At 60.9% G+C, this 21,805-nt stretch carries 13 protein-coding genes; 7 read left to right on the plus strand and 6 right to left on the minus strand.

The window, feature by feature from the left end:
* Nucleotides 1-21 precede the first annotated feature (21 nt).
* From NOX35_RS11925 to NOX35_RS11940, 4 genes are all read right to left on the minus strand, one after another.
* Entirely contained in the window at nt 22-648 is a 627-nt protein-coding gene (locus tag NOX35_RS11925; RefSeq protein WP_256496719.1) for a formate dehydrogenase subunit gamma, read from the minus strand.
* Complete coding sequence (fdxH, locus tag NOX35_RS11930) at nt 645-1,574, minus strand: formate dehydrogenase subunit beta (protein WP_182286877.1); 930 nt, start codon at nt 1,572-1,574, stop codon at nt 645-647. The genes NOX35_RS11925 and fdxH overlap by 4 nt, the downstream gene beginning before the upstream one ends.
* Nucleotides 1,575-1,586: 12 nt before the next feature.
* Nucleotides 1,587-4,652 carry a formate dehydrogenase-N subunit alpha gene (gene fdnG / locus NOX35_RS11935; RefSeq protein ID WP_182286878.1) on the minus strand — a complete coding sequence of 1,022 codons (3,066 nt, stop codon included), beginning with the start codon at nt 4,650-4,652 and terminating at the stop codon, nt 1,587-1,589.
* A 233-nt stretch (nt 4,653-4,885) separates the two neighbouring features.
* Entirely contained in the window at nt 4,886-6,061 is a 1,176-nt protein-coding gene (locus tag NOX35_RS11940) for an AI-2E family transporter (protein ID WP_182286879.1), read from the minus strand.
* A 220-nt stretch (nt 6,062-6,281) separates the two neighbouring features.
* Between NOX35_RS11940 and NOX35_RS11945 the strand changes: the two genes are divergently transcribed.
* From NOX35_RS11945 to NOX35_RS11965, 5 genes are all read left to right on the plus strand, one after another.
* The gene (locus NOX35_RS11945; RefSeq protein WP_182286880.1) at nt 6,282-9,161 is read left to right on the plus strand and encodes a 2-oxoglutarate dehydrogenase E1 component; all 2,880 of its coding nucleotides are present in this window, start codon (nt 6,282-6,284) and stop codon (nt 9,159-9,161) included.
* Between the two features lie 63 nt (nt 9,162-9,224).
* Nucleotides 9,225-10,469 (plus strand): 2-oxoglutarate dehydrogenase complex dihydrolipoyllysine-residue succinyltransferase, encoded by a 1,245-nt coding sequence (odhB, locus tag NOX35_RS11950; RefSeq protein WP_182286881.1) that lies wholly within the window; start codon nt 9,225-9,227, stop codon nt 10,467-10,469.
* A gap of 81 nt (nt 10,470-10,550) precedes the next feature.
* On the plus strand, nt 10,551-11,978 hold the full coding sequence (gene lpdA / locus NOX35_RS11955; protein WP_182286882.1) for a dihydrolipoyl dehydrogenase: 1,428 nt from the start codon (nt 10,551-10,553) through the stop codon (nt 11,976-11,978).
* A gap of 152 nt (nt 11,979-12,130) precedes the next feature.
* On the plus strand, nt 12,131-13,228 hold the full coding sequence (zapE, locus tag NOX35_RS11960) for a cell division protein ZapE (protein ID WP_256496720.1): 1,098 nt from the start codon (nt 12,131-12,133) through the stop codon (nt 13,226-13,228).
* Nucleotides 13,229-13,295: 67 nt separating this feature from the next.
* Nucleotides 13,296-14,057 (plus strand): hypothetical protein, encoded by a 762-nt coding sequence (locus NOX35_RS11965; RefSeq protein ID WP_182286883.1) that lies wholly within the window; start codon nt 13,296-13,298, stop codon nt 14,055-14,057.
* A gap of 106 nt (nt 14,058-14,163) precedes the next feature.
* On the opposite strand, the gene NOX35_RS11970 is transcribed toward NOX35_RS11965, so the two are convergent.
* The gene (locus NOX35_RS11970) at nt 14,164-14,937 is read right to left on the minus strand and encodes a PP2C family serine/threonine-protein phosphatase (RefSeq protein ID WP_256496721.1); all 774 of its coding nucleotides are present in this window, start codon (nt 14,935-14,937) and stop codon (nt 14,164-14,166) included.
* Between the two features lie 136 nt (nt 14,938-15,073).
* Between NOX35_RS11970 and NOX35_RS11975 the strand changes: the two genes are divergently transcribed.
* Nucleotides 15,074-17,158 carry an ATP-dependent DNA helicase gene (locus NOX35_RS11975; RefSeq protein WP_256496722.1) on the plus strand — a complete coding sequence of 695 codons (2,085 nt, stop codon included), beginning with the start codon at nt 15,074-15,076 and terminating at the stop codon, nt 17,156-17,158.
* 51 nt (nt 17,159-17,209) lie between these two features.
* On the opposite strand, the gene NOX35_RS11980 is transcribed toward NOX35_RS11975, so the two are convergent.
* Nucleotides 17,210-18,001, minus strand: a complete 792-nt coding sequence (locus NOX35_RS11980) for an outer membrane protein assembly factor BamD (protein WP_003069900.1) — start codon at nt 17,999-18,001, stop codon at nt 17,210-17,212.
* A gap of 240 nt (nt 18,002-18,241) precedes the next feature.
* Here NOX35_RS11980 and dnaE point away from each other — a divergent pair, with 240 nt between their 5' ends.
* Nucleotides 18,242-21,775: a DNA polymerase III subunit alpha gene (gene dnaE / locus NOX35_RS11985; RefSeq protein WP_182286886.1), complete on the plus strand. Its 3,534-nt coding sequence runs from the start codon at nt 18,242-18,244 to the stop codon at nt 21,773-21,775.
* The last annotated feature ends 30 nt before the right edge of the window (nt 21,776-21,805 follow it).

A 21,805-nucleotide genomic window follows, 5' to 3' on the forward strand; every position in this document is an offset into this window, starting at 1 on the left:
TAGGGGAGAGGACTAAAAACCTTAGTCGTTGTCACCCGTCATCTTGCGGTACCAGCCGCGGTGGTGTTGCTTGGCCCAGGCTCGCGCTACTGTGCCATAAAGCATGGCGCGAATGGTGCCCCGGGTCCAGATGGCGGCATACACGTGCATGATGATCAGACCGATCATCCACACGGCAGCGATGGCGTGAACCACCGAAGCCGCTCGCACCACGTTGACCGGCAATGTCCACCAGGCGCGCCACATCAGAAAGCCGGTGATCACGATCAGCAGCATGCCGATTACCAGGCCCCAGAACAACAGCTTCTGACCACCGTTGTATTTGCCTTGTTCGGGCATGTCGTGGTCGTCGCCATCGATCATCTTGTTGACGTTCTTGAGCCATTCGATGTCGCGCGGCTCAACGATGTTGAGCTTGGCGAAACGGCAGGCCATGATGACGAAGAATGCGCCCATGACAACCCCGATGTAGGGGTGCAGGATGCGCGTCCAGGGGCCGCCACCGAACAGATTGGTCAACCAGAAGAAGGCCGGGTGAAAGAACGCCAGACCGGACAGGGCCAGCAAGATGAAGCAAATGCCTACCACCCAGTGGTTGGCGCGCTCCGATGCGTTGTAGCGCACGAGGTCGCGAGGATTGCGTTTCATTTGCCGTTCTCCTTGTTCAGCGCTTCGGCGTCCTTGCGCTCCATTTCATCCTCAAGCTCCTTGGACACGTCGTTGGGTCCCTTGGTGATGTAGTGGAACAGGCTGCCGATTGCGGCTGCACCCAGTGCGGCCATGGCCAGAGGCTTGGCGACACCCTTCCACAGCGACACCATGGGGCTGATGGACGGATCGTCCGGCAGGCCCTTGTACAGCGAAGGTTTGTCCGCGTGATGCAGAACGTACATCACGTGCGTGCCACCCACGCCCTGCGGGTCGTAGAGGCCTGCCTTTTCGTAGCCGCGTTCCTTGAGGTCCACGACACGGCGGGATGCTTGCTCCTGCATGGCTTCCTTGGTGCCAAACTGGATAGCTCCGGTGGGGCAGGTCTTGACGCAGGCGGGCTCCTGGCCAACAGCCACGCGATCCGAACACAAGGTGCACTTGTATGCCTTGTTGTCCTTCTTGGAGATGCGCGGAATGTTGAACGGGCAGCCCGTGACGCAGTAGCCGCAGCCCACGCACTGGTCTTGCTGGAAGTCCACGATGCCGTTGGCATATTGGACGATGGCACCGGGCGAGGGGCAGGCCTTCAGGCAGCCTGGGTCTTCGCAGTGCATGCAGCCGTCCTTGCGGATCAGCCATTCCAGGTTGCCTGTGGCTTCGTTTTCGTATTCGGCAAAGCGCATCACGGTCCAAGACTCCGACGTCAGATCCGTCGGGTTGTCGTAGACGCCTGCGGCAACCGTGCCGATTTCGTCGCGAAGGTCGTTCCACTCCATGCAGGCTGTCTGGCAAGCCTTACAGCCAATGCATTTGGAGACGTCGATCAGCTTGGCGACTTCACCCGCGTGCGCACCGCGTGCGCTGGGTGCGGGGGTTGTCGTGGCAGAACGGCGTTTGATATCGAGAGACATGGTTGAGGACATCAGCGTGGCTCCTTAGATCTTTTCCACCTTCACGAGGAAGGTCTTGGATTCAGGGGTCAAGCTGTTACCGTCACCCACGGAGGCTGTCAGGTTGTTCGCCAGATAGCCCTTGCGTCCCGTCGTGGAGAAGCCCCAGTGAATCGGCACACCCACGTGATGGATGGTCTTGCCATCGATCTTCATGGGCTTGATGCGCTTGGTCACCACAGCCACGGCCTTCACGAAACCGCGCTTGGACGAAACCTTGACCTTCTGGCCGGTCTCTATGCCCAGTTCCTTGCCCAGTGCCTCGCCGATTTCCACGAACTGCTCGGGCTGAACGATGTTGTTCAGCTGAACATGCTTGGTCCAGTAGTGGAAGTGCTCGGTCAGGCGGTAGGTCGTGCCTACATGCGGGTAGTCCTTGGGGTCGCCCTGCGTGTCCTTGGCAGTTGCCAGGATGCGCATCACGGGGCTGATGACGGCCTGCTTGTTGTTGGGGTACATGGGGTTGTAGCCCAGCGGGTTGTCAAACGCCTCATAGTGCGTGGGGAACGGACCTTCTGCCATGCCCTTGCGAGCAAACAGACGGGCCACCCCTTCGGGGTTCATGATGAAGGGATTGATCACCTCGGGATCCAGGCCTACGGCCACATCCGGCACGTCCGCTCCACCCCACTGCTTGCCATTCCATTTGATCAGCACGCGTTCGGGGTTGAAGGGCTTGCCCTGGCGGTCGCAAGACGCGCGGTTGTACAGCACACGGCGATTCGCAGGCCAGGCCCAGGCCCAGTTCAGCGTGTTGCCTATGCCTGTTGGATCGCTGTTGTCACGGCGAGCCATCTGGTTGCCGGAAGAAGTCCAGCTGCCAGCCCAGATCCAGCAGCCACCCAGGGTGGTGCCGTCATCGCGCATTTCGCCGAAGCCCGCCAGCTGCTCGCCGGCCTTGCGGATGAGCTTGCTGGGGTCCTTGGGGTCGAACAGATCCACCAGCGCACGGCCGTTGTATTCCTTGGCCACTTCCTCGGAGGAGGGGTGATCGGCTTCGGCGTAAGGCCAGTACAGGTTGGTGATGGGCTCGGAGAACTTGCCGCCTTCCTTCTGATAGAGAGCCTTCAGGCGCAGGTGCAGACCGGACATGATGGCGATGTCGGTCTTGGCCTCTCCCGGAGGTTCGGCAGCCTTCCAGTGCCACTGCAGCACGCGCGAGGAGCTGACCACGGCACCGTCTTCTTCAGCGAAGCAGGTGGTAGGCAGGCGGAACACCTCGGTTTGAATCGAAGCCGAGTCCACGTCGTTGAATTCGCCGTGGTTCTTCCAGAACTCCGAAGTTTCCGTCACCAGCGGATCCATGATGACCAGGAACTTCAGCTTCTTGAGGCCTTCGCGCACGCTGTTGCTGTTAGCCAGAGCCGCCAAGGGGTTGAAGCCTTGAGCGATATAGCCGTTGACCTTGCCCTGCGTCATCATCTCGAAGATCTGGAGCATGTCGTACTGCTTGTCCAACTTGGGCAGATAGTCGAACGCCCAGTTGTTTTCAGCAGTTGCGGCCGGGCCCCACCACGCCTTCATCAGGCTGACATGGAACTTGGGCGTGTTCGACCAGTAATTCATCTGGCCAGGGCGCAGCAGCTTGGGCGTGCGAGTGGCGATGTACTGGTTGTAGTCCTGTTCGGCTTCGTTTGGCAGCGTCAGGTACCCGGGAAGCGAAGCAGACAGGATGCCCAGGTCCGTCAGGCCCTGGATGTTGGAGTGGCCGCGCAGCGCGTTCATGCCGCCGCCAGCGATACCGATATTGCCCAGCAGCAGCTGGATCATGGCACCGGTACGCAGGATCTGCGCACCCGTGGTGTGCTGAGTCCAGCCCAGTGCGTACAGGATGGTGGCAACACGGCCGGCTTCGGCAGTCGAAGCAAGCTTCTCGCACACGTGCAGGAATTTTTCCCTGGGTGTGCCGCAGATGGATTCCACCTTCTCGGGGGTATAGCCGGCGTAGTGCTTCTTGAGCCACTGATAGACGCAGCGAGGGTGTTCCAGAGTGGGGTCCACCTTCACGAAGCCATCTTCACCCAGTTCGTAGTCCCACGACGCCTTGTCATAGGTACGCTTTTCAGGGTTGTAGCCCGAGAAAATACCTTCGTCGAACGCAAAGTCCTCGCGCACGATGAATGAGAAGTCCGTGTAGTTCTTCACATACTCGTGGTGGATCCTGTCGTTTGTCAGCAGGTAATTGATCACGCCACCGAGGAAGACGATGTCCGAGCCGGAACGGATCGGCGCATAGAAGTCAGCCACGGATGCCGAGCGGTTGAAGCGCGGATCGACCACCATGAAGTGAGCCTTGTTGTGCTCCTTCGCTTCGGTCACCCACTTGAAGCCGCAGGGGTGTGCTTCGGCGGCATTGCCGCCCATGATCAAAATAACGTCCGCGTTCTTGATGTCGACCCAATGGTTCGTCATCGCTCCACGGCCAAACGTCGGGGCAAGACCTGCCACCGTCGGGCCGTGTCAGACACGTGCTTGGTTATCGAGTGCAAGAAGGCCCCAGGAGCGGGCCACTTTGTGCGTGATGTAGCCAGCTTCGTTGCTGGAAGCCGAAGCGGCCAGCATGCCGGTGGTCAGCCAGCGGTTGACCTTCTGGCCTTTTTCGTTGGTTTCAACGAAATTGGCGTCGCGGTCTTCCTTGAGCAGCTTGGCGATGCGGTTCAGTGCCTCGTCCCAGGACATGCGCTTCCACTCGGACGAGCCGGGGGCGCGGTATTCGGGGTACTTGAGGCGGCTGGGGCTGTGGACAAAGTCCAGCAGCGATGCACCCTTGGGACACAGCGTGCCGCGATTGACCGGATGATCCGGGTCGCCTTCCACGTGCATCACGGACAGACGGGAGTTTTTCCCGCCGTCGCCCAGGGAGTACATGAGGATGCCGCATCCTACGGAGCAGTAGGTGCAGGTTTGACGGGTTACGGTGGTGGCTGACAGTTTGTACTGTCGCACCTCAGCAAGGGCGGCTGTGGGTGAGAAGCCCATCAGCGCCAAGCTTGAACCCGCCAGAGTCGAACCAGTCACTTTCATGAACTGGCGTCTGGAGAATTGGTCCATTGTGGGGTACCTTTTCGTATGAACGCTTATGTGAAAGCAAATTTTACGACCCCCCCCATTTTTGATAGCAGTTACAAACCCTTAATTCTTGAGTAACGTTGAGCGACTTTGAGTTTTATTTTTCGTTTTTGTTTTTCTTAATGACAGCGATAGTTTTCAACCTGCGCCTCCCAAGCTATCAACTTTCAGCTCGAAAAGCCATCGGTCAGCAGGCCGGGTTGAACAGGAAATCCCTAATCTTTGTCGCTTTTCCGTGTTTCGGCAGGAGGGGGGGCGACAATGGGGGCGAGGCCTTCTACAGGCTGCTGCGGATCGCCTGCTGTGCGTTTTTGCGCGATTTCCCGGTTCAGCAGCTTCTCCTCCTGCCCCTGCATGGTGGCAAACAACTCCCAGGCAGCCATGAACAGGGCGGCGATGGCCGGGCCGAGCACAAAGCCCGAAAGACCGAACAAGGCCATGCCCCCCAGGGTGGAGATCAGCACCACGTAGTCAGGCATCTTGGTGTCCTTGCCGACCAGCAGGGGACGCAGCACGTTATCCACCAGGCCGATGACCAGCACGCCATAGGCCGCCAGGATCAAGCCCTTGGTGATGGCGCCCGTGGCCAGGAAATAAATGGCCACCGGTCCCCAGACCAGGCCCGCCCCCACCGCGGGCAGCAAGGACAGAAAAGCCATCACCACGGCCCAGAGTACGGCGCCCTGAATGCCCAGAATCCAGAAAATCAGTCCTCCCAGCGCGCCCTGGGCGGCTGCAACGGCCAGATTGCCCTTGACTGTGGCACGGATGACGGTAATGAACTTGGTGGCCAGCTCGCGCTTGTGCTCGGGGGCGAGCGGCGTGGCAGCCCAGATGCGTGCGACCAGCTCCTTGCCGTCGCGCAGCAGAAAGAAGATGAGATAGAGCATGACGCCGAAGCCCACGACAAAGCCCAGGGTGTTCTGTCCCAGTCCCACGGCCTTGGTGGCCGCCAGCTTGCTGGCCTGCAGCGCGATGTTGGAGAGCTTGGCCTGGATTTCCTCCAGAGTGCCCAGGTGCAGCTTTTCCATCCACGGCGTCAGCCAGGAGGGCAGTGCATTGAAGACTTGCTCCACATAGCTGCCGGCGGAGAGGTTGCCGCTGCTGACCTGGTCATAGATGGCCGAGGTCTCCTTGATGAGCGACAGCCCTATCAGAGACAGCGGCAAAATGACCATTACCAGACTAATTAGCAAGGTTGCCAACGCGGCCAGCGTGGGCTTGTTGGGCATGCGCATCAGCAGCTTGCGGTGCAGGGGCGCGAAGACGATGGCAAATACCACGCCCCAGAAGATAGCAACGGCATATTCCTCGAGAACCAAGCCGAATCCGGCAGTTACTGCTATCAAAAGAAGAATGAATGCACGTTTGTGAAGCGGCAAAAGCGGCATGCGAATCCTTGTTTATGGAGTTCCCGCAATGTAAGCGACTCCCAGGGGTGTAAACATCTTGTCTTTTATAAGACCAAGACTTTGAACAGTGGCACAATGGCTGCCGCAACTCAAGGCCCTTCCCCAGCCACAGTCGCATCCGCCAATCGGTACAGCCGTGTCGCGGGAGGTTCTACAAACCAGCTAATGCTTTCCGAAGGAAAGCGGAGGTCAGCGAGATATGAGCGATCAGTCAACGATCTATCAAGCCTATCAAGGCAACACCTATCTGTTCGGCGGCAATGCGCCCTATGTCGAAGAGATGTATGAGAACTACCTGGCCAACCCCGGTAGCGTCCCCGATTCCTGGCGTGAATACTTCGATGCCCTGCAGCATGTGCCTGCAGTGGACGGCACCGACAACAAGGACGTTCCTCACCTGCCCGTGATCAATGCTTTTGCCGAGCGTGCAAAGCAGGGCGGCACCAAGGTGGTGGTGGCTTCGGGCGCTGACTCCGAGCTGGGTCGCAAGCGCACGGCCGTGCAGCAACTGATTGCAGCCTACCGCAACGTGGGTCAGCGCTGGGCCGACCTGGATCCCCTGAAGCGCACCGAGCGCCCCGAAATTCCCGAGCTGGAGCCTTCCTTCTACGGCTTCACCGACGCCGACCAGGAAGTGGTGTTCAACACCAGCAACACCTTCTTCGGCAAGGAAACCATGACTTTGCGCGAGCTGATGAATGCTCTGCGCGAAACCTACTGCGGCACCCTGGGCGCCGAGTACATGTATGCCACCAACCAGAATCAAAAGCGCTGGTGGCAACAACGCCTGGAATCGATTCGTTCCAAGCCTGTCTTCAATGCCGACGAGAAGAAGCGCATCCTGGAGCGCCTGACCGCTGCCGAAGGCCTGGAGCGTTATCTGCACACCAAGTATGTGGGCCAGAAGCGCTTCTCGCTGGAAGGTGGCGAGTCCTTCATCGCCGCCATGGACGAGCTGATCAACTCCGCCAGCGCCAAGGGCGTGCAGGAAGTCGTGATCGGCATGGCTCACCGTGGCCGTCTGAACGTGCTGGTCAACACCCTGGGCAAGGCTCCCAAGGATCTGTTTGCCGAGTTCGATCACACCGCTCCCGAAGATCTGCCTGCCGGTGACGTGAAGTACCACCAGGGCTTCAGCTCCGACGTGTCTGCCAAGGGCGGCCCCGTTCACTTGTCGCTGGCCTTCAACCCCTCGCACCTGGAAATCGTCAACCCCGTGGTGGAAGGTTCGGTGCGCTCGCGCATGGACCGTCGCGACGACCCCATGGGCAAGCAAGTGCTGCCCGTGCTGGTGCACGGTGACGCAGCCTTCGCCGGCCAGGGCGTGAACCAGGAAACCCTGGCGCTGTCCGAAACCCGTGGCTACACCACCGGCGGCACGGTCCACATCATCATCAACAACCAGATCGGTTTCACGACCTCTGACCCCCGCGACCTGCGCTCCACGCTGTATTGCACCGACATCGTCAAGATGATCGAGTCGCCCGTGCTGCACGTGAATGGTGACGATCCCGAAGCCGTGTGCCTGGCCATGCAGCTGGCCCTGGAGTTCCGCATGGAGTTCTCCAAGGACGTGGTGGTCGACATCATCTGCTTCCGCAAGCTGGGTCACAACGAGCAGGACACTCCTGCTCTGACGCAGCCTCTGATGTACAAGAAGATTGCGGCCCACCCCGGCACGCGCAAGCTGTACGCGGACAAGCTGGCGACCCAGGGCCTGGGCGACACACTGGGCGACGATATGGTCAAGGCCTATCGTGCCGCCATGGACGAAGGCCGTCACACCCAGGACGTGGTGCTGACCAACTTCAAGAGCAAGTATGCAGTGGACTGGAGCCCCTTCGTGGGCAAGACCTGGACCGACGCCGGCGACACTGCCATCCCCCTGACCGAGTGGAAGCGTCTGGCCGAGAAGGTCACCACCCTGCCTGCGAGCGTGAACCCTCATGCTCTGGTCAAGAAGGTGTACGACGACCGTGCCGCCATGGGTCGCGGCGATGTCAACGTGGACTGGGGCATGGGCGAGACCATGGCTTTCGCATCGCTGGTCGCGTCTGGCTATCCCGTGCGCCTGTCGGGTGAAGACTCCGGTCGCGGCACCTTCACGCACCGTCATGCCGTGGTCCATGACCAGAAGCGCGAGAAGTGGGACGAAGGTACTTATATTCCCCTGCAGAACGCTGCCGAGAACCAGGCACCGTTCGTCGTCATCGACTCCATCCTGTCCGAAGAGGCAGTGCTGGGCTTCGAATACGGCTATGCATCGAACGATCCCAACACCCTGGTGGTGTGGGAAGCCCAGTTCGGCGATTTCGCCAACGGTGCCCAGGTGGTGATCGACCAGTTCATCGCATCCGGTGAAGTGAAGTGGGGTCGTGTCAACGGCCTGACACTGATGTTGCCTCACGGCTATGAAGGCCAGGGCCCCGAGCACAGCTCGGCGCGTCTGGAGCGCTTCATGCAGCTGGCTGCAGACACCAATATGCAGATCGTGCAGCCCACAACGGCCAGCCAGATCTTCCATGTGCTGCGTCGCCAGATGGTTCGTGGCCTGCGCAAGCCGCTGGTCATCATGACACCCAAGTCGCTGCTGCGTAACAAGGACGCCACCTCGCCCCTGTCCGAATTCACCTCTGGTGGTTTCCAGACCGTGATTCCCGAGCAGGACGAAACCATCGTCAAGAACGCTGCCAAGGTCAAGCGCATCATCGCCTGCTCGGGCAAGGTGTACTACGATCTGGTCAAGAAGCGTGCCGAGAAGGAATCCAAGGACGTCGCCATCATCCGCGTCGAGCAACTGTATCCCTTCCCCCACAAGGCGTTCGCCGCCGAAGTGAAGAAGTACGCCAACGCTACTGACATCGTGTGGTGCCAGGATGAGCCTCAGAACCAGGGCGCCTGGTTCTTCATCCAGCACAACATCCACGAGAACATGCGTGAAGGCCAGAAGCTGGGCTACTCCGGTCGCGCTGCGTCCGCCTCGCCCGCCGTTGGCTACGCACATCTGCACCAAGAGCAACAAAAGGCACTGGTGGAAGGCGCATTCGCCAAGCTCAAGGGCTTTGTCCTGACCAAGTAATACAGGCGACACCCCCTGTCCGAGGACAGGGGGCACAAGAAACATCTTTGGAAAGAATTCAAAATGGCAATCGTTGAAGTTAAAGTCCCCCAGCTGTCCGAATCCATCACTGAAGCCACCATGCTGACCTGGAAGAAAAAGGTCGGCGAGGCAGTGGCCATCGATGAAATCCTCATCGAAATCGAAACCGACAAGGTCGTGCTGGAAGTGCCCGCTCCCTCGGCTGGCGTGATCACCGAAATCCTGCAAGGCGACGGCGCAACCGTGGCTGCCGAGCAGGTGATCGCCAAGATCGACTCCGAAGCCGTCGCCGGCGCTGCTGCTGCTCCTGCTGCCGCCCCCGCTGCTGCTGCGACTCCTGCTGCTTCCCCCGTGGCTGCCGCTCCTGCCGGCGCCGACAAGAGCGGCGTGGCCATGCCTGCTGCTGCCAAGATCCTGGCCGACAACAACCTGTCCGCAGCCAACGTGGCTGGCACAGGCAAGGACGGCCGTGTGACAAAGGGTGACGCTCTGGGTGCCATCAAGGCCGGCGCAGCCATCCCCACCGGCGCTCCCAAGGCGGCTCTGCCTCAGGTGGCAGCTCCCGTGACCAAGGAAAACCTGGGCGATCGTCCCGAGCAGCGCGTGCCCATGACACGTCTGCGTGCCCGTATTGCCGAGCGTCTGCTGCAATCCCAGGCGACCAACGCCATCCTGACCACGTTCAACGAAGTGAACATGGCTCCCGTGATGGAACTGCGCAAGAAGTTCCAGGACCAGTTCACCAAGGAACATGGCGTCAAGCTGGGCTTCATGTCCTTCTTCGTCAAGGCTGCAGTGCATGCCCTGAAGAAGTTCCCCGCAGTCAACGCCTCCATCGACGGCAACGACATCGTCTACCACGGCTACTTCGACATCGGTATCGCTGTGAGCTCGCCCCGCGGTCTGGTGGTGCCCATCCTGCGCAATGCAGACCAGATGAGCTTCGCCGACATCGAAAAGAAGATTGTCGAATTCGGTCAGAAGGCCAAGGAAGGCAAGCTGGGCATTGAAGAAATGACCGGCGGTACCTTCTCCATCTCCAATGGCGGTACCTTCGGCTCGATGATGTCCACCCCCATCATCAACCCCCCTCAGTCCGCCATCCTGGGCGTGCACGCCACCAAGGACCGCGCCGTGGTCGAGAACGGTCAGATCGTGATCCGTCCCATGAACTATCTGGCCATGTCCTATGACCACCGCATCATCGACGGCCGCGAAGCCGTGCTGAGCCTGGTGGCCATGAAGGACGCGCTGGAAGATCCTTCTCGCCTCCTGTTTGATCTGTAATTCAGCAGATCGAGCTTCTACAAAGCCCACCACCAAAAGCGGTGGGCTTTTTTCGAGTTAAACAGAGAAAAGATTCAAATCATGAGCAAGCAATTTGACGTCGTCGTGATCGGCGCAGGCCCCGGCGGCTACATCGCTGCCATCCGCGCAGCACAACTGGGTTTCAACGTCGCCTGTATCGACGAGTGGAAGAACGCTGCCGGCGGCGCTGCTCCCGGCGGTACCTGCACCAACGTGGGCTGCATTCCCTCCAAGGCGCTGCTGCAGTCCTCCGAGCATTTCGAGCATGCCAAGCTGCACTTTGCCGACCATGGCATCTCCACCGGCAAGGTCGAGATGGATGTGGCGCAGATGATCGCCCGCAAGGACGCCATCGTGAAGCAGAACAACGACGGCATCCTGTACCTGTTCAAGAAGAACAAGGTCACTTTCTTCCACGGCCGCGGCTCCTTCGTCAAGGCGGTTGAGGGCGGCTATGAAATCAAGGTTGCCGGCAAGGAAGAAGAAGTCATCACCGGCAAGCAGATCGTGGTGGCCACCGGCTCCAACGCCCGTGTTCTGCCTGGCGTGGCCTTCGACGAAGAGAACATCCTGTCCAACGACGGCGCTCTGCGTCTGGGCAAGACTCCCAAGAAGCTGGGTCTGATCGGCGCCGGCGTGATCGGTCTGGAAATGGGCTCGGTCTGGCGCCGTCTGGGCACGGAAGTGACCGTGCTCGAAGGCATGGACAAGTTCCTGCCCGTGGTTGACGAGCAGATCGCCAAGGAAGCCAAGAAGGCTTTCGACAAGCAAGGTCTGAAGATCGAGCTGGGCGTGAAGATCGGTGAAGTCAAGTCCGGCAAGAAGGGCGTGACCGTGGCCTACACCAATGCCAAGGGCGAAGCCCAGACGCTGGAAGTGGACAAGCTGATCGTGTCCATCGGCCGTACCGCCAACACCAATGGCCTGAACGCCGAAGCCGTGGGCCTGGCCCTGGACGAGCGCGGCGCCATCGTGGTGGACGATCTGTGCAAGACCAATCTGCCTGGCGTGTGGGCCGTGGGCGACGTGGTGCGCGGCCCCATGCTGGCGCACAAGGCCGAGGAAGAAGCCGTGGCCGTGGCCGAGCGCATTGCCGGACAGCACGGTCATGTGAATTTCGCCACCATCCCCTGGGTGATCTACACCAGCCCTGAAATCGCATGGGTGGGCCGTACCGAGCAGCAGCTCAAGGCCGACGGCGTCAAGTACAAGGCAGGCTCCTTCCCCTTCCTGGCCAACGGCCGCGCGCGCGCCCTGGGCGACACGACCGGCATGGTCAAGTTCCTGGCCGATGCCGAGACTGACGAAATCCTGGGCGTGCACATGGTCGGCCCCATGGTGTCCGAGCTGATTTCCGAAGCCGTGGTGGCCATGGAGTTCAAGGCATCGAGCGAAGACATCGCCCGTATCTGCCACGCTCACCCCTCGCTGTCCGAATCCACCAAGGAAGCGGCACTGGCTGTGGATAAGCGCACCCTGAACTTCTAAGTTTTTTTCAGTCTTGCGCGCAGGTTTTGACATGGCTGTGAAGTGCCCGTGCGCAGGCTGAGTTTCTTTTAGAATTCAGAACAAAATGGCTGCTAACGCTTAGTGCATAAGCGGTAGCAGCTATTGTTTTTTGAGCATCTGGAGACAAGACGGTGAATGTAAGACAAGCCTACGAGGCGGAGTTGGCCGCCAAGGGTTTCAAAAGCGATCCTGCTCAGTTACGTGCAGTCGATGCGTTGCAGCGCTGTGCCGACGAGTGGGCCGTGTACAAGGGCAAGCGCTCCAATGCTCTCAAGAAGCTGATCAATCACCCCGATCTGCCCAAGGGCGTCTATATGTACGGCGGGGTGGGGCGCGGCAAGAGCTTTCTGATGGAATGCTTCTTCAATGCCGTGCCCCTCAAGCGCAAGGTACGTCTGCACTTTCACGAATTCATGCGCGAAGTGCACCGCGAGATGCACCTGATGCAGGGCACGCAGAACCCGCTCGATGCCCTCGGCGCCAAGATCGCCAAGAAGTACAAGCTGATCTGTTTTGACGAGTTTCATGTCGCCGACATCACCGATGCCATGATTCTCTACAAGCTGCTCGAGTCGCTGTTTGCCAACGGCGTGGGCTTTGTGACGACCTCCAACTTCGAGCCCGATGGTCTCTATCCTGGTGGTTTGCACCGCGACCGGATCCTGCCTGCGATTGCCCTGCTCAAGGAGCGCATGGAAGTGGTGAATGTGGATAACGGCACCGACTATCGCCGCCGCACTCTCGAAGATGCCAAGCTCTATCATTGCCCGTTGGGCCCGGAAGCCGATGCTGCGATGCAGGAGACCTTCGATCGCCTGACCGAAGCCCATGACGAAGAGCCGGTGATGCAGATCGAAACCCGCAAGATTGCGGCCAAGCGCCGTGCTGGCGGTGTCGTGTGGTTTGACTTCCGCGAACTCTGCGGCGGCCCGCGCTCGCAAAATGACTATCTGGAAATTGCCACGCAGTTTCACACCATCTTGCTGTCCGATGTGCCCGAGTTGCATGTGAACATGGCTTCGGCCGCGCGGCGCTTCACGCTGCTGGTGGACGTGCTCTACGATCGTCATGTCAAGCTCATCCTGTCGGCTGCAGTGCCGCCCGAGAAGATCTATACCGAAGGTCCTCTGTCCCACGAGTTCCCGCGCACCGTCTCGCGCCTCAACGAGATGCGCTCCAAGGAATATCTGGCGCTTGAGCGCCGCGTGGTGGACACCAGCTTGACCTGATCGCCTGCAGGCAGCTGCCCGCGGCTTTAAGATGCCAGCCTGTACTTCGAGTTCTGAGTTGATGACGATGTCCACTATCCTTGCCCAGCTGATCCGCCGCCGCATTGCAGGCTTTGCACTGGCGCCCCTGGCCGCCGTCTGGCTGGCTTGTGTGCCGGCCATGGCCCAGGTAAAGGCAGATTCGGCGCAGCAGACCGACAAGCAGGCGCAGAAGGATGTTGCCGAAAAGGCGCGCCAGCAACTGCACCATCAGCGCGAAGCCGAGCGCGACGAGATTCTCGGCAAGCGCGCCGTTATCGAGCAGCAGCGGGTGGCTGATGAAAAGCTCTGCTACCAGAAGTTTGCCGTGGAGGGCTGTCTGGCCGATGCCCGTAGGGCGGCACGTGAAAAAGATGCGCCCCTGCGTGCGCGCGAGCTGGAAATCAACGACGCGGAGCGCAAGGAGAAGGCTGCGGCCAAGCTGCAGGCCATTGAAGAGAAAAAAGCCGAAAACGCTGCTGTTCCCATGAAGTCTCAGCAACGCGAGAAGAACGGCAAGAGCCAGCCCCAGCCCACTGGCTCGGGCGCCAAACCAGCAGTTGACGAGCAGGCGGCGCAGGCCCAGCGCCAGATCGAGGCTCAGCAGCGTGCCAGCAAGCAGGCCGACTATGTGCGCCGCCACGAGCAAAACCGTGCCCAGGCCGATCAGGGGCGAGCCGAACGTGAAGCCAAGGCCCGGGCAGATCATGAGGCCAAGCTAAAGGCTGCAGCCGAACACAAGGCCAGGGCTTTGCAGCAGGCCAAGGAGCGCGGGCAGACGGCGGCGCCACTGCCAGCACCTGCCCCCTGATACATTGCGGATCGACAGTGCTCTGCAGCAGGGCGCTATCGAAAGCATTGCTGCAAGCGCCTGTTCCCAAGGCGCTCAAGCGGTCTTGTCTGGGCTGAGTAGCTCTTCAAGCGTTTGCTGCGGCGGCCGAGGTATCCAGCTTGAGTATTGCCAGCGAGAGGTTGTCACCACCCCCGGCCGCGCGCCGCCTGGCTTTTTCAATCAGAAATTGCGAGGCTTCGCGTGGCGAGAGTCCGTCCAGTACAGTGCCCAGCTCCTGTGCGGTGAAGTAATGCCACAAGCCGTCCGAGCAGGCCATCAAGCTGTCGCCCGGCAGCAGTTTCTCAATCATGTGGTGGCTCATGGGCGGCGGCGGCTCGGCACCCAGGCAGCCCAGCAAGATATTGGACTGCGGGTGGTACTGGGCCTCGGTTTCGGTGAGCTCGCCGCGGTCGACCAGTGCCTGTACATAGGAGTGATCAAGCGAACGGTGCATGAGGGAAGAGCCGCGAAAATGGTAGAGCCGTGAATCGCCGGAGTGCATGAAGTGGCAGCGACTGTCGGGCAGGACCACAAAGACCGCGATGGTGCTGTGGGGCTCCTGTTCCGCTGCTATGGCGGTAAGGCGAATGACGGTGTGGGCATCCTGCACAATGGTGCTCAGCATGCGTGTGCAGTCTTCCTTGGCGGGCTCAAAGCGCTCGAAAAGCTGTCGGGCCGTCAGCATGACCTGATCGGAAGCCTTTCTCCCGCCGCTGCGCCCGCCCATGCCATCGGCTACCACGCCGAGAATGCAGCCCTTGGCATAGGGATGCGCCATGAGCAGAACCTGGTCCTGCTGGTATTCTCGGTCACCGCGATGAATGCCGGTGGCCGCCTGAATGCGGTAGCTGGTTGACATGAGTGTGTGCAAGTGCGCTCGCAGAGCGAGATTTAACGTTGCGTTACATTTTATCGGGCAGAGGCTGGGCCTCGGCGAATATTTGCGATCTTATGTGAGCTTGCGCTGACTTGGCTTGTTGGAAGGTGAAACGGTTTTGACTCATTTGCAGGAGGCGGTCGCGCAGGTGTTTGCACAGCAAGGTGCGCTCTCTCTGGCTGAACCCGCATTCACGCCACGCCCAGGCCAGACCCGTATGGCGCTGGCGGTGGCTCAGAGCATAGAGGAGGGCGGGGTGCTGGTGGTGGAGGCCGGCACGGGTGTTGGCAAGACCTACGCTTATCTGGTGCCTGCCTTGCTCAGCGGTCAGCGCGTGCTGGTGTCCACGGCCACCAAGGCGCTGCAGGACCAGTTGTTTGCCCGTGATCTTCCGCGCCTGGTTCATGGTCTGGGCCTGCCTCTGCGCATGGCCAGGCTCAAGGGGCGTTCTTCCTATCTATGTACGGAGCGGCTGGAGCGTGTGCGTCAGGGCCGTACGGCTCCCCAGGATCCGCAGGTGCTGCGCGCCGTGGCGGATGTGGAGCGCTGGGCCAGGGTCACGCGTACCGGCGATCTTGCGGAGCTGACGGCGCTGGATGAGCGCTCCCCTGTGATACCCTTGGTGAGCTCCACCAAGGACAATTGCATGGGGTCTGACTGCCCGCACTGGCAGGGCTGCCATGTCAATCAGGCGCGTCAGCAGGCGTTGGAGGCCGACGTGGTGGTGGTCAATCATCACCTGCTGTTTGCCGACCTCGATGTGCGCGACAGCGGCATGGCTCATCTTTTGCCCAATACCGGCGTGGTGGTGATCGATGAAGCCCATAGGCTCAACGACATCGGCGTGCAGTTTGCTGGAGAGGCTCTGTCCAGTCAGCAGTTGGTGGGGTATGCACGTGATGCCCTCAGGCTGACGCAGGAACATGCACGCGGCATGGCCGACTGGCTGGTGCTCTGTGCCACGCTGGAGCAGGCCATGCGCGAGCTGCGCCTGCAGGCCGGCAAGCCTTCGGTCGGAGGGCGGCTTGCGTGGCAAGCGGTGACCCCGCAGGGACTGGATGCGGTGAAATGGCGTGCGGCACTGGTGCGGCTGGGGCAGAGCCTGCGTGCCCTGCTGATTCCACTCTCAAGCCTGGAGGGTGCAGGGGCCGAGTTGCAGCGTCTGTATGAGCGCGGCGCAGAGTTGCTCGCGCGACTGGCACGCTTTGCTGCTCCAGCAGATGATGAATGCGTGCGCTGGCTGGAGGTCGGAGCTCAGTATCTGCGCATGCTGGAGTCTCCGCTGTCGATTGCCCGCATCATGCAGCAGCGACTGCTTCAGCGCTCGCTGGAGGTTGCAGGCGCGGATCAGGACAAGGAGCCCGATCCTTCAAGGAAGAAGGCCTGGATCTTCACCTCGGCCACATTGGGCAATGACGCCCAACTGAGCTGGTTTGTCGAGTCCTGCGGCCTGCGCGGAGCGCAGGTGCTGCAGGTGGAAAGCCCGTTTGACTACCATCGGCAAGCCGGTGTCTATGTGCCACAGCCCTTTGCTGCGGCCGGCAGCGCACAGCACAGCCAGCAGGTCGCCCAGTTGGTGCTGGATGCAGCGCAGCGCATAGGCGGCCGCACCCTGGTGCTGACTACCACCCTCAAGGCCCTGCATGCGATCAGCGCATCGCTGCGCACCAGCCTGGGCCTGTTTGCTGATCTCGATGTGCTGGTACAGGGCGAGGGGCCCAAGCTGGCCTTGATTCAGCGCTTTATGGCCGCCGGGGCAGTCGCCGGGCGAGGAGCTGTTCTCGTGGCTTCCGCCACTTTCTGGGAGGGGGTGGACCTGCCCGGCGACATGCTGCAGTTGGTGGTGATCGACAAGCTCCCGTTTCCGCCGCCTGACGACCCGCTGGTCGAAGCCCGTTCGCGACTGCTGGAGAGCGTGGGGCGAGGGGCGTTTCATGATTACATGCTGCCCGAGGCGGCACTGGCCCTCAAGCAAGGGGCCGGACGTCTGATCCGCAGTGAAGCCGATCGTGGCGTGCTGGTCATCTGCGACAGCCGCTTGATGACCATGGGATATGGAGCGGAGTTGATGTCGGCGTTGCCTCCCATGCGCGTGCTGGGCAGTCAGCCGGAGTTCGAGGCGGCGCTGGAGCAGTTGTCCGCGCAACACGCCAGGCGTGACGGCGATCAGGCGTCGGCGCAGGATTCAGAGGCGTGGAAATGAAAAAAGGATGCGTATGACGCATCCTTTTGTCCCCTGGGCGGAAAACGCTGCTTACCAGAGCTTCCACCAGGATTCTTTTTTCTTCTCCACGCTTTGCTCGGTGTTGGCGCCATAGCTGCTCTCCAGCACGCGCTGGGCGTCGTCACGCAGCTGAGTCATGCCCAGGGCGTCGTAGGATTTGACGAGGATCACCATGGCTTCGCGCACCGCTGGCACGTTCTGGTAGTCCTTGATGGCAGCCTGCGCACGGGCAATGGCCGCCACATAGGCGCCGCGACTGTAGTAGTACTTGGCGACATGGACTTCGTACTGGGCCAGCGAGTTCACGATGTACTGCATGCGCTGGCGGGCATCATCGGAGTACTTGGAATCTGGAAAGCGGGTCACCAGTTCGCGGAAGGACTCGAACGAATCCTTGGCGGCTTTCTGGTCGCGTTCGGACAGATCCTGGCGGGTCAGCCAGCCGAACATGCCCAGGTTGTCATTGAAGTTGACCAGGCCCTTGAGATAGAGGGCATAGTCCATGGCGGGGCTGGCAGGATGCAGCTTGGTGAAACGGTCCAGCGTGGCCAGAGCCTGCACTTTTTCGCCGGCCTTGTACTGGGCATAGGCTTTTTCCAGCTGGGCTTGCTGGGCCAGTGGCGTGCCGGCGGCACGGCCTTCGAGCTTTTCAAACAGCGGAACGGCCTTGTCATAGGCACCGGAGGAAGATTCATCGCGCGCTTCGGTATAGATGCGCTCGGGTGTCCACTTGGCCGTCGGGTCGTCCTTGGTGCTGGAGCATCCCGCCAGCGTGGCGGCGATTAACACGGCAGGGACTAGAGTCAGTGAAATACGCGGCATGGTGGACAGTTTTCTGACAATCATTAGCGGTAATAGGAGGCAGGCCCGTCGCATCTGGCGGCAAGGCGCAAAACCTACACCATACACCACCAGGCCCGGACCTTCCTGAAAAAGGATCGACGCATTGTAATGGGCAGCCGGATCGCGCTCGCGAGTTGCTGGCGTCTTTACGCTACGGCCACAGCGAATCTAGAGGCATTGAGTCCGCAGGGACGAAGCGCTCTTCCTACAATAGCGGCCATGTTTGTCCATCTGCGCCTGCACACCGAATTCTCCGTCGTCGACGGAACCACCCGCGTCAATGCCATGATCAAGGCCGCTGCCGAAGACGGGCAGGTGGCGATGGCCATTACCGACTTCAACAATCTGTTTGGCGGTATCAAGTTCTACCGCGAAGGCCGTGGCAAGGGTGTCAAGCCTCTGCTGGGGGCCGAGATCATGCTCGAAGGGCTGGGCGATGCGCCGCCTTCGCGGATCATCGTTCTTGTGCAGAGCAAGCAGGGCTACCACAATATTGCCGAGCTGCTGGCACGTGGCTGGACGCGCAATGTGGTGCGTGATCAGGCGCAGCACAAGTGGGAATGGCTGCAGGAGTTGGGCGAGGGACTGATCGTGCTGTCCGGTGCGCAAGCCGGCCCCGTGGGCATAGCCCTGACCCGTGGTGATGAAAAAGGGGCGGCCGAGATTGCCCAGCGCCTGGCCACCATGTTCCCGCATCGCTTCTATATCGAGTTGCAGCGCGCGGGCCGTGCCGATGACGAGTCGCATGTGCTGGCGGCCGTGAAGCTGGCCAGCCGCCTGAATCTGCCGGTGGTGGCGACCCACCCGATTCAGTATGCCAAGCCCGACGATTACGAGGCCCACGAGGCCCGCGTCTGCATCGCCGAAGGCGAGATCCTGGGCAATGCCAAGCGGGTGCGCAAGTTCACCCGCGACCAGTATTTCAAAACCGCTGCCGAAATGGAGCAGCTGTTTGCCGACATTCCGAGCGCGATCGAGAACACGGTGGAAATTGCCCGCCGCTGCAGCCTGACGCTGGAGCTGGGCAACCCGCAACTGCCCAACTTCCCCGTGCCCGATGGCATGAGCATGGACGAGTTCTTCCGTCACGAGTCCTATCTGGGGCTGGAAGAACGTCTGGCCCACCTCTATCCCGATGTGGCCAAACGCGACGCCCAGCGTTCGCGCTATGTGGAGCGGCTGGAGTTCGAGCTGGGAACCATCATGAAGATGGGCTTTCCGGGCTACTTCCTCATCGTGTCGGACTTTATCAAGTGGGCCAAGGCCAATGGCTGCCCGGTGGGGCCGGGCCGCGGCTCGGGGGCCGGTTCGCTGGTGGCCTATGTGCTCAAGGTGACCGACCTGGATCCGCTGGAATACAACCTGCTGTTCGAGCGTTTCCTGAACCCCGAGCGCGTGTCCATGCCCGACTTCGACGTGGACTTCTGCCAGCAGAACCGCGACCGCGTGATCGACTATGTGAAGGATCGCTATGGCCGCGATGCCGTGAGCCAGATCGCCACCTTCGGCACCATGGCCGCACGTGCGGCCATCCGCGACGTGGGCCGCGTGCTGGACATGAGCTACACCTTCTGCGACGGCATCTCCAAGCTGATCCCGAACAAGCCCGGCCTGCATGTCACGCTCAAGTACCCGCCCAACCCGCCCAAGGAAGGCGACAAATACACCTACGCCATCAAGGAGGAGCCTATCCTGGCCGAGCGCATCGAGCGCGAGGAAGACGTCAAGACCCTGATCGAGATGGCGCAGAGCCTGGAGGGCATGACCCGCAACATCGGCATGCATGCCGGCGGCGTGGTGATTGCGCCGGGCCGGCTGGCCGATTTCTGCCCGCTGTACCAGCAGCCCGGCAGCACCTCGGCCGTGGCCATGTACGACAAGGACGACGTGGAAGCCGTGGGCCTGGTGAAGTTCGACTTCTTGGGCCTGGCCACGCTGACGATCCTGGAGATTGCGCGCGAATTCATCATGAAGCGCCACAAGGGCCAGGAGAACTTCCAGTTCGAGAACATTCCGCTGGACGACTACCCGACCTACAAGCTGTTCTCCGACGGCAAGACCGAAGCCGTCTTCCAGTTTGAATCGCGCGGCATGCAGCAGATGCTCAAGGAGGCCAAGCCCTCGCGCCTGGAAGACCTGATTGCGCTGAACGCCCTCTACCGTCCAGGCCCCATGGACCTGATTCCCACCTTCATTGCCCGCAAGCATGGGCAGGAAGTCGTGGAGTACCCGCATCCGCTGGTCGAGTCGGTGCTGGCCGAAACCTACGGCATCATGGTCTACCAGGAGCAGGTGATGCAGACCGCCCAGGTGCTTGGCGGCTACTCGCTGGGCGGCGCCGACTTGCTGCGCCGGGCCATGGGCAAGAAGAAGGTCGAGGAGATGGTCAAGCACCGGGCCATCTTCCGCGAAGGCGCAGCCAAGAACGGACTAAGCGAGGAAAAGGCCGACGAGGTCTTCGACTTGATGGAGAAGTTCGCGGGCTACGGCTTCAACAAGTCGCACGCGGCAGCGTACTCCCTGCTGGCCTATCACACGGGCTGGCTCAAGGTGCATTACACGGCCGAGTTCTACTGCGGCAATATGACCGTGGAAATGGACAACACCGACAAGCTCAAGGTGTTGTACGAGGACGCGCTCAAGATGGGCATCACTTTCGAGATGCCCGATGTGAACCGCGGCGTGTACCGCTTTGAGCCGGTGACCGACAAGGTCATACGCTACGGCCTAGGCGCCATCAAGGGAACGGGGCAGGCAGCCATCGAAGCCATTGTGGCTGCGCGCAACGGCGAGGGCACAGGCCCCAACGGCCACGAGACGGGGCCGTTCAAGAGCCTGTTCGACTTCTGCCTGCGCGTGGACCGCAGCCGCATCAACAAGCGGACGGTGGAAGCGCTGATCAAGGGCGGCGCCTTCGACTCGATAGACATGAACCGCGCATCGTTGATGGCGACGCTGGACACGGCCTTCGGCTTTGCCGCCACATCGATTGCCAACGCCGACCAAGGTGGTCTGTTCGACATGATGGGCGATGACGCGCTGGGGTCGAGCACGGCGGAGCCACCCATGGCCGATGTGCTGCCCTGGGGCGTCAAGGAAAAGCTGACGCTGGAAAAAACGGCCATCGGCTTCTATCTGACTGGTCATCTGTTCGACGAAGTCGAGGCCGAAGTGCGCCGTTTCGTGCGCACCCCGATCGGCGAGATGCGCGACAGCCGCGAGCCGCAGACCATGGCCGGCATCATCGGCGGACTGCGCACCATCAACGGCCAGCGCGGCAAGCTGAGCATCTTCACGCTGGACGATAAGTCGGCAGTGATCGAAGCCTCGGTCGACGAAAAGACCATGGCTGCTTGTGCCGATGTGCTCAAGGAGGACGAGTTTGTCGTGGTTTCGGGCCGTCTTCAGCCCGACCGCTTCAGCGGCGGCCTGCGCATGAAGGTGCAACAGATGTGGAGTCTGGCCGATGCACGCTGCCGTTTTGCGCGCTATCTGCAGGTCAGCGTGGGAGAGAAAATGCCCGATGTGCCGGCGCTGCTGCGCCAGTTCCCGGCCAAGGTCGAGGAGACCGAGAGCGGCAATATCAACCATGGCGTGAAAGTACGTCTGGACCTGATCTGCCGGGATGAGCGTGGCTCGGCCAGTTGCGAGCTGGCGCTGGGCGAGAGCAGTCGCTTCTATCCCTCGGATGCCGCACTGGCCGCCTGGTATGGCTCGGCCGCTGCAGGCCAGGTCAAAGTGGTCTATGAATAAAAAGCATGGACTGCCTTTTCGAGCTGCTTG

Source organism: Comamonas sp. C11, assembly GCF_024496285.1.
Taxonomy (GTDB): Bacteria; Pseudomonadota; Gammaproteobacteria; order Burkholderiales; family Burkholderiaceae_C; genus Comamonas; species Comamonas testosteroni_F.

Coding starts and splice junctions, on each gene's coding strand:
- NOX35_RS11925 (WP_256496719.1), bottom strand. CDS start 648: ATGAAACGCAATCCTCGCGACCTCGTGCGCTACAACGCATCGGAGCGC.
- fdxH (WP_182286877.1), bottom strand. CDS start 1,574: ATGTCCTCAACCATGTCTCTCGATATCAAACGCCGTTCTGCCACGACA.
- NOX35_RS11940 (WP_182286879.1), bottom strand. CDS start 6,061: ATGCCGCTTTTGCCGCTTCACAAACGTGCATTCATTCTTCTTTTGATA.
- NOX35_RS11945 (WP_182286880.1), top strand. CDS start 6,282: ATGAGCGATCAGTCAACGATCTATCAAGCCTATCAAGGCAACACCTAT.
- odhB (WP_182286881.1), top strand. CDS start 9,225: ATGGCAATCGTTGAAGTTAAAGTCCCCCAGCTGTCCGAATCCATCACT.
- lpdA (WP_182286882.1), top strand. CDS start 10,551: ATGAGCAAGCAATTTGACGTCGTCGTGATCGGCGCAGGCCCCGGCGGC.
- NOX35_RS11965 (WP_182286883.1), top strand. CDS start 13,296: ATGTCCACTATCCTTGCCCAGCTGATCCGCCGCCGCATTGCAGGCTTT.
- NOX35_RS11970 (WP_256496721.1), bottom strand. CDS start 14,937: ATGTCAACCAGCTACCGCATTCAGGCGGCCACCGGCATTCATCGCGGT.
- NOX35_RS11980 (WP_003069900.1), bottom strand. CDS start 18,001: ATGCCGCGTATTTCACTGACTCTAGTCCCTGCCGTGTTAATCGCCGCC.
- dnaE (WP_182286886.1), top strand. CDS start 18,242: ATGTTTGTCCATCTGCGCCTGCACACCGAATTCTCCGTCGTCGACGGA.